This is a genomic window from Bacillaceae bacterium S4-13-56 (genome assembly GCA_040191315.1).
GTDB lineage: Bacteria > Bacillota > Bacilli > Bacillales > JAWJLM01 > JAWJLM01.
Genome location: JAWJLM010000010.1, coordinates 38,942 through 50,622, shown reverse-complemented (window position 1 = coordinate 50,622; position 11,681 = coordinate 38,942). Strand labels below are relative to the sequence as shown.

Annotated in this window: 15 protein-coding genes and 1 pseudogene; 6 read left to right on the top strand and 10 right to left on the bottom strand. The window is 35.7% G+C overall.

Annotated elements, in window-relative coordinates:
* The first annotated feature begins 294 nt into the window (after nt 1-294).
* From RZN25_04685 to RZN25_04675, 3 genes are all read left to right on the top strand, one after another.
* Nucleotides 295-1,788 carry a UDP-N-acetylmuramoyl-L-alanyl-D-glutamate--2,6-diaminopimelate ligase gene (locus RZN25_04685; GenBank protein ID MEQ6376119.1) on the top strand — a complete coding sequence of 498 codons (1,494 nt, stop codon included), beginning with the start codon at nt 295-297 and terminating at the stop codon, nt 1,786-1,788.
* Nucleotides 1,789-1,809: 21 nt separating this feature from the next.
* Nucleotides 1,810-2,523 carry an amino acid racemase gene (locus tag RZN25_04680; GenBank protein ID MEQ6376118.1) on the top strand — a complete coding sequence of 238 codons (714 nt, stop codon included), beginning with the start codon at nt 1,810-1,812 and terminating at the stop codon, nt 2,521-2,523.
* Between the two features lie 67 nt (nt 2,524-2,590).
* Nucleotides 2,591-2,896: a hypothetical protein gene (locus RZN25_04675; protein MEQ6376117.1), complete on the top strand. Its 306-nt coding sequence runs from the start codon at nt 2,591-2,593 to the stop codon at nt 2,894-2,896.
* A 261-nt stretch (nt 2,897-3,157) separates the two neighbouring features.
* Here the strand turns inward: RZN25_04675 and RZN25_04670 are convergent, their stop codons facing one another.
* The 3 genes and pseudogenes from RZN25_04670 to RZN25_04660 all read right to left on the bottom strand — a co-directional run bounded on the left by RZN25_04670 (nt 3,158) and on the right by RZN25_04660 (nt 6,654).
* Nucleotides 3,158-4,051 carry an aminoglycoside phosphotransferase family protein gene (locus tag RZN25_04670; protein MEQ6376116.1) on the bottom strand — a complete coding sequence of 298 codons (894 nt, stop codon included), beginning with the start codon at nt 4,049-4,051 and terminating at the stop codon, nt 3,158-3,160.
* A 378-nt stretch (nt 4,052-4,429) separates the two neighbouring features.
* Nucleotides 4,430-5,872, bottom strand: a complete 1,443-nt coding sequence (locus RZN25_04665) for a DASS family sodium-coupled anion symporter (GenBank protein ID MEQ6376115.1) — start codon at nt 5,870-5,872, stop codon at nt 4,430-4,432.
* Nucleotides 5,873-6,122: 250 nt separating this feature from the next.
* Nucleotides 6,123-6,654 (bottom strand): annotated as a pseudogene (locus RZN25_04660) (hemolysin III family protein).
* Between RZN25_04660 and RZN25_04655 the strand changes: the two are divergent.
* A complete protein-coding gene (locus RZN25_04655) occupies nt 6,614-6,760 on the top strand; it encodes a hypothetical protein (protein MEQ6376114.1) in 147 nt (48 codons plus the stop codon). The pseudogene RZN25_04660 and the gene RZN25_04655 overlap by 41 nt on opposite strands.
* Nucleotides 6,761-6,965: 205 nt before the next feature.
* Here RZN25_04655 and RZN25_04650 read toward each other — a convergent pair whose 3' ends face one another.
* Nucleotides 6,966-7,694: a Na-translocating system protein MpsC family protein gene (locus RZN25_04650; GenBank protein MEQ6376113.1), complete on the bottom strand. Its 729-nt coding sequence runs from the start codon at nt 7,692-7,694 to the stop codon at nt 6,966-6,968.
* A gap of 143 nt (nt 7,695-7,837) precedes the next feature.
* Between RZN25_04650 and sda the strand changes: the two genes are divergently transcribed.
* On the top strand, nt 7,838-7,999 hold the full coding sequence (gene sda / locus RZN25_04645) for a sporulation histidine kinase inhibitor Sda (GenBank protein ID MEQ6376112.1): 162 nt from the start codon (nt 7,838-7,840) through the stop codon (nt 7,997-7,999).
* On the opposite strand, the gene RZN25_04640 is transcribed toward sda, so the two are convergent.
* Nucleotides 7,996-8,136 carry a sporulation histidine kinase inhibitor Sda gene (locus RZN25_04640; GenBank protein MEQ6376111.1) on the bottom strand — a complete coding sequence of 47 codons (141 nt, stop codon included), beginning with the start codon at nt 8,134-8,136 and terminating at the stop codon, nt 7,996-7,998. The genes sda and RZN25_04640 overlap by 4 nt on opposite strands.
* Before the next feature lie 178 nt (nt 8,137-8,314).
* Here RZN25_04640 and RZN25_04635 point away from each other — a divergent pair, with 178 nt between their 5' ends.
* Nucleotides 8,315-8,677, top strand: coding sequence for a helix-turn-helix transcriptional regulator (locus tag RZN25_04635; GenBank protein MEQ6376110.1), 363 nt, complete (start codon nt 8,315-8,317; stop codon nt 8,675-8,677).
* 213 nt (nt 8,678-8,890) lie between these two features.
* Here RZN25_04635 and RZN25_04630 read toward each other — a convergent pair whose 3' ends face one another.
* From RZN25_04630 to RZN25_04610, 5 genes are all read right to left on the bottom strand, one after another.
* The gene (locus RZN25_04630; GenBank protein ID MEQ6376109.1) at nt 8,891-9,145 is read right to left on the bottom strand and encodes a hypothetical protein; all 255 of its coding nucleotides are present in this window, start codon (nt 9,143-9,145) and stop codon (nt 8,891-8,893) included.
* A gap of 95 nt (nt 9,146-9,240) precedes the next feature.
* Nucleotides 9,241-10,062 (bottom strand): DUF2268 domain-containing putative Zn-dependent protease, encoded by an 822-nt coding sequence (locus RZN25_04625; protein ID MEQ6376108.1) that lies wholly within the window; start codon nt 10,060-10,062, stop codon nt 9,241-9,243.
* Between the two features lie 236 nt (nt 10,063-10,298).
* Nucleotides 10,299-10,538, bottom strand: coding sequence for a FixH family protein (locus RZN25_04620; protein MEQ6376107.1), 240 nt, complete (start codon nt 10,536-10,538; stop codon nt 10,299-10,301).
* Between the two features lie 53 nt (nt 10,539-10,591).
* Entirely contained in the window at nt 10,592-11,041 is a 450-nt protein-coding gene (locus tag RZN25_04615; protein ID MEQ6376106.1) for a FixH family protein, read from the bottom strand.
* 75 nt (nt 11,042-11,116) lie between these two features.
* A complete protein-coding gene (locus RZN25_04610) occupies nt 11,117-11,296 on the bottom strand; it encodes an H-type small acid-soluble spore protein (GenBank protein ID MEQ6376105.1) in 180 nt (59 codons plus the stop codon).
* Nucleotides 11,297-11,681 lie beyond the last annotated feature (385 nt).

Below are 11,681 nucleotides of genomic sequence, written 5' to 3'. Positions count from 1 at the left end.
GATCAAGACTTTATAAATGTAGTAGTTGGAGTTCGTTTTCCGACAAAGCTAGGGCTAGCAAAGGAATTACATATGACTGTAAAAAGTTGACTAGAAAGAGTCCCCTTAGAATCCCACAGGATTATTCAGATTAATGGGTAAAAAAAGAGAACTAGAAGTTTCACTTTAAAACCAATGTTCAAATCCTGTATAATGTAAGGATATAAAAGGGTTGCTTCCTATCAATTAAAAGGTATTTCGAAACAATGAAGAGGATATGCTAGCATTTAGAGACCATTTTGATGGAGTGATATTATGTTGTTAACCTCAGTAGTAAAGGGCCTTTCTTATAAAATATTGCAAGGGGATGTCGAGAGAGAAGTTTCATCCATAGCTTGTGATTCCCGTGAATCCAAGCAGAACAGTATGTTTGTTGCTATTTCCGGCTTTACGGTGGACGGGCATAGCTTTATACAAAAAGCCATGGAGAACGGGGCAACGACTGTTGTTGTAGAAAAAGAGGTTTCCACAAAAAGAGACGTAACTATACTCCAGGTGGACAACACTAGGGAAGCTCTTGCTTTACTATCTGCTAATTTTTATGACCACCCAACCGAAGAACTAAATTTAATTGGGATTACTGGTACTAATGGAAAAACTTCTACGACATATTTTATTAAGTCGATTTTTGAGCAAGCTAAGAGGTCTATAGGTCTTATAGGAACGATTGGTACTGTGATAGGGGATAAAGTGAAAAAAAATAATAACACAACTCCCGAATCTCTAAATTTACAACAAACGTTTCAGGAGATGGTTCACAGGGATATCAAAGATTGCATAATGGAGGTTTCATCTCATGCGTTAAGCCTCAAACGTGTGGCGCAATCTGCGTTTAATACTGGTATTTTCACCAATTTGACTCCAGATCACTTAGAGCTTCATCATAATATGGACGAGTACTTTGAAGCTAAAGCAGAGTTATTTCAACTTACTAGTGATTTTAATATTATCAATGCAGATGATCCTCATGGAAAAAAGCTAATTAAAAGAGCAAAAACGTATACTCCAAAAGTAGTGACTTATGGAATAAAAGAAGAGGCCGACATTTATCCGTCCGATATTCAATATTACCCTGACCACACCTTATATAAGGTTCATACTCCTGAGGGGACTATTGATATTCAAGTGAATCTTCCTGGAGACATCTATGTATATAATAGCTTAGCAGCTATAGCTTGTGCTTATTGCAACGGGATCAGTCTTAAACATATTCAAGAAGGAATTAGAGCTGTTGAACATATAAGGGGAAGATTAGAAGTAGTTTATCAAGAAAGAGATTATAGAATTGTGATTGATTTTGCTCATACAGAGGATAGTTTAGAGAAGGTTCTATCAACTTTGCGTCCCTCTACCAAAGGAAGAATTATTCTTGTGTTCGGAGTTTATGCTGCCCCTGGAGAATTAGGAAGTGATAAAAGGAAAGCAATGGGGAGGGTAGCTGCAGAGTATGCGGACTTTTCCGTTATCACATCGGACAACCCTAAAGAACAGGATCCCCAGTTTATAGTGGAAGATGTAGCTAAAGCGGTAAAAGAAGCTGATGGTGCCTTCCGGGTTGTTGTAGATAGAGAAGAAGCCATTCGCTACGCTATTCAAGTGAGTGAAAAAGATGATACCATCTTAATTGCTGGGAAAGGTCATGAGACTTCTCAAATCATTGGTAAAGAAGAAATTCCTTTTAATGAATCAGAAATTGTATACGATGCTTTAAAAAAGATAAATGGAACAGCAAAGGTGAAATTAAGCTAATAATTAAAAGCTGGTGGAATTATGAAGGAAAAAGTATTAGGTGTGATAGGCGGGATGGGACCTAAGGCAACCGCTGTTTTTTTTGATCGAGTCATTGAAAAGACTGAGGCACACAAAGATCAAGAACATATAGATATGATTATTTTGAATCATGCTTCCATCCCTGACCGTACCCAATCTATTCTTGAACATACAGAGGATGAATTTCTAAGAGAGGTTGAGAAAGATATCCAATTGTTGGAGATGGCGAATGTCGGTCAAATTGCGATTCCATGTAATACTTCGCATTATTTTTATGATCGAATGCAGGAAATGACAACCGTTCCAATTATTAATATGGTGGAACAAACAGTGAGTCAAATATATGAACTGCATGGAGAAGGAATAAAAGTTGGTCTTCTTGCAACGAATGGGACGATCAGTAGTGGAGTTTATGAGAAAGAATGTAATAAAAAAGGATTAAACTTATATATTCCTGATGAACAGATGCAAAAAGATGTCATGAGTATCATTTATGATGATGTCAAAGGTAATCAAAATACAGATCCAACAAGACTAGAAGGAATTGTAAAGCAATTGATTGAAAAAGAGCAGTGTCAGTGTGTGATTCTGGCATGTACAGAATTGTCCTGCATCCCAATTGGTGAAGAAATAACTCCTTATTGTATAGATGCAATGGAAGTCTTAGTCGACCGGGTTATCGAGCGTTCTGGAAAGAAAAAAATAAATTTATAATCATATACAGCTAAATTTGGAATATGATTCTAATGTAATTAAATTTCTATGGAAAGGTAGGGATGGAATGGCCAAACGAGATTTTTTGGTATTTGATCAATTTCTAACCAAGTCATTTAGTGAGGGTGTATACGAAAGGGAGCTGCGTTTATCGCCTGAGGAGCTCACCTTTGCAAAAGGGAAATTCCCTACGGCTACTTTTCGTAAAACGGCTAATAGAAAATATAAAGACCAACGGGAATGGTATCATGTCTCACTGATACAGCCTTCCATAGGAACAAAAGATATCGAGACGAGAAGAATAAAGGAAGAAAACATAAGGCTAAAAAAGGAAATTGAAAGAATTAAAAAAAGACATAAGATTGAACAATAAAGAGCTCGCCAAAATAGGCGAGCTCTTTACTTATTTTGCTTGTTCGGATTCTTTCTTCAGCTTTTTTTTGAATAGAAACCTTAAAACAAAGATACTCCCTATGTTATCGTGAGGGATTGCGTGACCCACTCATTTTCAAGAATTTTCATTGCGCGATTATCCCAAATAACGCAATCATAATCATTTCATATCTGTAGAAAATAACCTACATGTGCGCTTCTAGCAAGCTGCATGCTGCGAACAGCATGCGCGAATAATTATTTATTTAGAAAGTTGATATAAGGCAGAAAATTTTTTAAGGACTCCATTCCAATTGATTGGTAGATTATTCTTAATTGCATATAGTAGCTCGTGGAAAACTGGTTGTAATCCATAGAAGGTTCTTACCCTTTTTAATAATGATTCCGAGCTTTCATTACCTTTATACCAATGAAATACGTCCTTTGTAAAATCAAGACCAAAATCCCAATATAACCCTGCAAAGTCGAATGCTGGATCTCCTATTTGGGCATCAGTGAAGTCAATAATCCCATAAACACTGCCCTTATCTTCATTGTAGATAATATTTGAGGTTGTCAAATCGCCATGTATTACCGTCTTTTTGTACGTTAGCTTTGGGAAACTGCTAATAAAATTATTAAATACTTCATCTATTTCTTTACGTTGCTGTTGTTTTAAAAACGGGAATACTTCCCTTTTTACATTTAAATATAAACTCTCCCAATATTTAAGTGTGTGGATAGTTGTTAAATTTGTATCACTTAATTTTGATATATCAATTTTATGTAATTTGGTTAGAAAATCACCAATCCCCTTTGCATTCAATGGATTTTCTTTTAGATTTTGTTTAGGAATTTCTATTAATGGGGTTCCTTCCAAAAAAGAGTAATATACACCTAATAGTGCACTATCCTTATGTAAGTATTCATAATGCGGTACTTGTAATATCGGTTCTTCCGACTTCAAAATCTCTAGTATCTTTCCTCCGTCTATTATTTTTTTACAAAGTTCATCAGACTTAGGAAACCTAAAAACTATTTCGTTATTTAAAATTAAAATGCTATTGTCCCAACCTTGGGTATTCACTTTTACTTTATCTATTTTTAAATTGGGAAAGTTATTTTTTACAAAATCTAACATTTCATCACCTGTCATTACTACTACCCCTTTAAGACATGTTTTTTATTCAACTAACGCCCCCCCCCGATAGTGCAATAAGAATTTTTATAAAAAACCCTTCATCCTAATTACTTTCCCATCAACTTCTGGACAGCTCTCAGTTATTTCAAGAAATATTTCATTTTACCCTCCAATTATATTTAACTCTTCTTGAACAATCGCGTTGTTAGTTGAATAACTCTTTTTAACTCATTTTACCATATTAATACCATAAGTCCTCCAAATTACATGATTAGTGATGCAATTTAACCCTACAATTTTGATTGCAATTACAAATAAAAAAGCAGTTCAATTAAGGGTACAAATTACTCCAAAACTGAACTACTTAATGTATGAAGGCCTCGTCCTTTGAGCTCATAATAGTCCTATCCAATTCCAGTAAGTCATGGAAAGAAACATAAGAAATAGATAACCAAAAAACGTCAAAGCAAGTCCGTTTTTTATAAAATCTAACTGACGAAATGCCCCCGTACCGTAAGAGAGAAGATTCTGGGGAGCATTAATGGGCAGAATGAATCCAAAACTCATGGCGAATTGGGTAATCAATACGACGCCCATTCCGTTTGGCAGTGTCATTTCCTCTACTAACGCAATAACTACGGGAATAAGAGTTGCTACTAAACTAGTAGCACTCGCGAAACCAAGATGTAGAACTATCATAAAGACAATTAAAATGGCAATTACGATTTCTTCAGACATTGTATCTAAATGTAAACTAGTAAACAAGGAATCCGCTAACCACGCGGCTGCAAAGGTTTTTAGTAAAACCGTACCCAACGATATTCCAGAAGCAAATAATAGGATCGGCCCCCAGGAAATATCCTTTTTAATATGATCCCAAGATAACACTCCAAATAAAGGAAAAAACAAAAGGGATAATCCAATAATAATGATCGTTGTACTGTCTAAAGTATGGAATGTTTTTTCTGTTGACCATAAAAATAAAAGGCCAATCATTATTATGAGCAGTCTTACTTGACTACCATTTAGTGGTCCTAATTCTTTTAACTCGTTTTCAATAACTTTTTTTCCTTTGGGTATTCTAACCAATTCGTTCTTCAATGAGAATAGTGCCATAAAATAAAGGACAATAGTCATAAAAATAGACCACGGGGCTGCTGCTATGAACCATTGGCCCCAAGTAATGCTGTAAGAAAAGGATTCTTCAATTAAGGTTAAACCTATTATATTTTGGGGTGCTCCTGTTTTAATCCCAACCCCCCATATGGAAGATATTTGAGCAGAGGTAATTAATAATATGGCTATAACTTTCGTATTTTTAGGTAAATTGAAAGCTGATGCCATTCCTAATATGATGGGTATCATTGCTCCAACTCTAGCTGTAGGGCTGGGAATTAAAAAGCTTAATACAACCCCTACGAAGATGATTCCTAGTAAAATACTGTGTATATTGGATCCGACTTTTGATAGAATCCAAAGAGCAATACGTCGATCTAATTTCGTAGTCTTCATAGCTGAAACCAAAAAGAGGGCTCCTACTACCATGGTAACCGCTGGATTACTGAATCCTGAAAGAGCCAGTTTAAGCGCTTCTTTTGTACCCATGAAGGACTCGGGATTATTTAGGCTTGGTCCAAAACTAAGCAAAATGGTAATGAAAAAGAGGATGAAAATCCCCCCTAATGGATAGGACATAGCCTCAGTTGTCCAAATAACAACAGCAAATGCTAAGATGCCGAGTGCCATTTGTCCTGAGATGGGGAGTCCTGGTTGGGGAGGGAGTAAAAGAATAATAGTCATCAATAAACAGGCGACAATAAGCGCCTTCCATTTTATTTTTCTTTTTTGGATATCGTCGTTGGAAGATTGGATAAGTATCCCTCCCTTTTTTAACGGACTTAGAAAATGATAGATTATTGTAGGTGTTTAACACTTCTTCTACTCTGGATAGGGAATATTCTATTAATCATTAGTATTTTAAGAATTGCTATTATATACATAATTCCCTTTTATAAAGTTTATTTTTCTATTCCAATTAATTCCATTAAAAAAGTGTAGAAGGAACCCCTTCTACACTTTTTGCAAATCACAAGACATAAAAATATACACTGGAAAAATGAGCAAGGCTTCCTAAAAGAATGAAGATATGAAAGATTTCATGAAAGCCTAGATGTTTAGTTTCCAGAAATTTTGGTTTTGCCCCGTAAATAATTCCACCTATTGTTTATAGAACTCCCCCTATGATAAGAAGGAGAAGGACGTTCGAGTCTAGAAGACTAGATAAGGGAGAGATAACTACTATAACCATCCATCCCATGGCAATGTAAAGACCAGTTGAAATCCATCGTGGGCTATGAAACCACACCAGTTTAAAAATAACCCCCAAGATTGCGACCACATTGATCACACTAAATAGAATCCAGCCAATGGTGCTATTTAAGGTAATTAAGCAAAATGGAGCATAAGTACCTGCAATTAACACAAAAATCATCGAATGATCAATTTTTCTTTAAAAAGCTAGAACATGGTCCTTTGCAATGACCATATGATAAGGTTGCTGAAGCAGCGTACAATAAAATGAGACTAGTTCCAAACAGTATGACAGACAATATTCCAATAGCGGGGATGAGTAATGCCTATAGAAAATTTGCAGAGCAGATGGTCGATCAACTCGACTACGAAACAGAAAGTAAAGTCTTGCTTCAGAGGATTCCAACTTTGTAACAGCAAACCCTCCATGTGAATGGGGGGAGATGGTAAGTTAAGCAAAGCGCAAGCGCCCTTCGAAACAAGAAAATCACTTGTTTCTGCGAAGTAGCTTTCCTTACTCGGGGCAAAAAATTCGAAGATTACTCGCTGAAGCTTTTTCGCTGGAGCTAGACAAATTTTATACTTATCTTGTAAAAAAAGCTAATGTCGTCAAGTGACATTAGCCTTTTGAATGGAGTTGGCCATTCGAGATGTGATAAAAAGGTTGTCTTAGAGTAAATAAAATAATACTTTTATCAAGCTCAAAATTCCAATCAACAAAGATATCATCCACCTTAGTTTTTAGGATTCTTTCAAAATAGGAGTTATGCAATTCATTCTTTTCCAACTGTCTCTTAGTTACTCTCAGTTCGCGGGATAGCCCTTGGCGAATTAGAGCTCGCTCTATAGAGATGAGAATATCATATCTAACAACTATTATATTTCTATTATTTAACATGAAGGCATCAATACAACCAGGAGACTTTTGCACAGCTGCACTTATTTCGTCTATCTCTTTTATTAGTTCTGCTTTCCCTGGAAAATCTTGAATGACTGGAGAAGAAGACGCAGTTTTATCTGTGCTTACCCCAATAAAAACAGCAGTTTTGTTTTGAAGAGACCAATCGAAATACATTTCCTTAATTTCCATGCCTGTAATTAAAGAAATACTTGTCCTAATATCAGGAAGAATCGTTTTAAGAAGAGCGTCTCTAGTCTCCTGGAATAAGTTTTGTTTATTTTTCTCAAGAAGAACCTTTTCAGTAGGAGATAGAAGATTACGAACATAAATGGTAATGTACTTCCCACCCATTGAGACAAAGACGTTATCAGGGCCTTTTCCAAAAGTATCTCTCAATAGTTTTCCCATGTACTTGCTGAGTTCTGCTGTTTGCTGCGAAATATCCATGATTTCAACTCCTTATTCCATACTTAGTATGGCTTGTTTTCCAATAAATATTGGAAGAAATTGATTCTTGGATTTATTTAGTGGAAATTTTATACTTAAACTAAACGAATGGAAAGAATGCCATACGTTAAAGGAGTAGTAAAATGAAGAATATAAGTGATGAATTATTGGTAGAAGCTTATTTGAAAGCTTGGTTATTGGAGATGGACTGTGAATTTATTCATCTTCTAGAGTTAGAAATAGAAAAACGGGGTATAGATTTAAAGGAACTAGTGGGAAAGGCTATAAGTAAGAGGGATTACTAGGAAAGTTTTCCAGATTCAATCAATCCTCTTTCCATCATTACTCTTTTAATTAGTTCTATAAATTCCTGATCTAATTGTAATTCAATAGCTTTGTAATATACCTCAAGTAACATGTCATCGGGCAAACTAGGATACATTCATCTCAATCCCTCTTTTAAGAATAAAATCTACCATATATATACAATTTTAACATAATTACAACTATATATCAACCTAATGATACTCATAGTATTTATAAAAATCAACTATTAATATCTATAGTATGTTTGGTTGTTGATCGTTTCCATGTATAGTATTTGAAGAGGTGAATCTTTTATGCCGGAAGAAGCAATTAAGCATATAATAGGTGCTAGAATTCGTTATTTAAGAAAGGAAAAAAAATTAACACAAGAAGAATTGGCGCATTTGTCCTCTTTACATCCTACCTACATCGGTCAGTTGGAGAGGGGAGAAAAAAACCCAACTATTGAAACTATAGATAGAATCGCCCGATCTTTAGAGATCTCTCTCTCAGAACTTTTTTCTTTTCAATCCCTAAATAAAGAACAACAGGACATTCAAATGCAAAAACTTGTTGATTATGCTCAGCAGCTGGATGATAAAGAACGGAGGATGGTGCTAAAAATAATCGAAGTATTTATCGAATGGGAAAAGAGGATGGATGCAATGGAGGATTAGCATCTATACGGAGAATGGGAATACACAAAAAGGAAAACCCCACCAAAAAGGTAAGGTTTTTTTGGCAGATAGGAAGTTTTACCTTTCCTATCTGCATAAGCGTAATAAAGGCTTGCACTCATTAAGGCTTCTAAGAAAGTAAAATAAGCTTTCAAGAATCCCTTTTAGGAATGCCGGGTTTTCTAATCATAAAAAAGAAGGATAATTAGATGCTTACCAAAATAAAAATGGCAAAACGGATAAACCAATAATAGTGCCTAGGGCAATTCCCCATGCAGCACCCCATCCATAACCCCCATAATAACCATAGCCATAACCACCAAGGTTTCTGGCTGGTAGAGGTTTTAAATATACGTGTGAAGGCGATACTCTGTGGATAATTCCACGATGAATATGGCCATCTCTTGTTCGTATTGCAACTGGACGACCTACATGTCTACAGCATGTGTGATAGTATTGGGACATTATAAATCTCCTTTCATACAAGATTCCCTATACTATATGAGTCTATGATTCAATTTGTATGGGGAGATGTAGGATGTCAGATGCACAATAATGGAGTATTACCCAAACATGGAGTGCTCTAAAATCTGTTGAGAGGGGGTTTGTAGAGCTTCTGTCTCAGAAACTTGGTTTTTAGAATAAAAACTAGAAATGATATGATACCCTATATTGTAGCCTAACCATTTTGGATATCGACCTTTCCCGTACATTAATAATTCATGATTTGGATCATGTTTTTTAAGATCAATATTTGATTTAACCCACCGATCCCATCCTGTTTTTGCTTTTTCTGCTGGATAGGCCTGTGTCCATGGTCCCATATATTCATCTCCCACATGTTTCTGCACCGCGTGTTCAGCTAATCCCTCCAATAGTAAAGCGTCTAAAAGTGTTAATTCTTTTTGTTCTTTTCTAAGATAATCTAAACGACAAACATGGTTGTATTCATGAGTGATAAGAGCACGTAAGCGGTCTTTTTCCGAGTGTTCTCCGACAAATAAAAATACCTTATCCTCATGAGAAACACCTGATTGCCCGTTTAACTCTTCTCTGAGCTGTTTGCTTTTTTGATTGGCAGGTAACAAAAAAACAGGTACATCAGGTCCATCCCATATTAAGCGTAACTTTTTGTACTGATGAAGGACGGTTTTCCACATGCCTTCTTCAAACATATGATCAATGACATCGATATCCTTATGATCAGGTAAAAACATTCCATATTGATGTAAATGATATTGGATTTCTTCGGGGGATGCATCTTTAAAATAGATTTCTAATGGGCTACAAATCAGTTTCCTCTGAAGTTCAATGTTCTCACTTATTGAGTTTTTCTTCTCCTTTCTATAACTCTTTAGCCACTCATACGTCTTGATTACTCCCATTCTAGATAGCCTCCTTTTTTAAACTGAGGAGAGGGTAAATACCATAATCATTCTATGCACTAGGTTCCAGAATGGGACATAAGAAAATTTGAAATAACCATTGTAAGATAGGAGGAGGAAAAATAAAGGGGTAATCAAATGAAGAAGAATCGCCATGATTTCACTGAGGGAGACGTATTAAAACAGTTGATTGTCTTTTCAAAATCCAATCCTGTTTGTAAAATTACTTTTGTTATTTAATCAACGTTTACCTCATATTCTTGATGATCGTGAATGACATCTGACTTTACATGGATTTGAATCATATAGGAGGCACTTTCAGAAAAAGTATAATCTAGTTCATACATCCCTTCAGAGACCTCCTCTGTATCTACGTAATTGTGTTTATCAGTACCAATCTTCCACATTTCGAAGGTAACATCTGCTAATGAAACAGGATTTCCATATGAGCAGAAAGAGTAGTCGGCTTGTTTGATTTTAAAAGATCGTCTTTATAAAAATGAATGGACACCTCATAGGAGTGGGATTCCTACTCTGCAGTTTTTGGCTCTTCTGATTCGGACTGACCCTTGTCACCTTCAACTACTAACTCCTTAGAAGGCATTGTGTGTAAGCCGCGGGCCGTTACGTGTGAAGTAACTGTGTAAGTACCAGGCTCCTCTATTTGAATAGTCGCTGAATACTTTCCATTCTCCACAAATTCACCCTCGAAGGACTGGCTTTTTTCTGTTTCAACGTTCTTTACCTCAAATTTTACTTCACTAGCATCATTAACAGCCTCATCCCCTTGTGTAACATGGGCTTCTACAAGAATGTCCTCGTTCATCCTCACAGATTCAGGGACTGTTAGTTCAACCTCCAATCTTTGAGGAACTCCCTCATGGTCCTCTCCATTTGAATTCCCTTGGTCGCTGCTATTTCCACATCCTGCTACTGTAATTGAGAAAAACAAAACGATTACACCTAACCATTGTTTCATTGGTTTCCCCCCAAATCATTTTTTATGTATACATTAATACAAAAGAGCCTGGGGAGCAAATTCCAGGCTCTTTTACTATTCTTCATTCAATTGTGTAACGGATACACTTTTTTCCATTTCAGGATCATTGAGAGGATAAATTCTGGCCATCTCTGTCTGCTCATCTACATGTTGTATATAAATGGGTACCCCATCATATGTAACTCTAATGGTAGCTGGGGATTCAATAATTTGCTGAGCTCTTTGCTTGTCCATGTTGAATTCCTCCTTTTTATCTATTTTTCAACTGGAATTTGATATTATACCTATCGTTAGAAAAATATTAAAGAAAATAAATTAATCTAGATTTCAGAGGAAATAATTCCAAACAAAAAAACACCATAATATTTGGTAGAATAGGGTTTTCGGAAGCAAAACTATCCAAAGAGAGGAGCAGCATCTGGTGAATAAATATAATACAATCAAACGAGTATTGGAAGTGTTTCTATTATACACGCAACTTCTTATGGAGGCATCATACCTCTTTTTGATTACCTTGAAAAGATAAAGATAAAGATAAAGAGTCTGTTAGAGACAAGCTTTTCGTTGAAAAAACAAATTGGAACATTCCCGTTAACAGATGTATCCTTAGTATCTATTT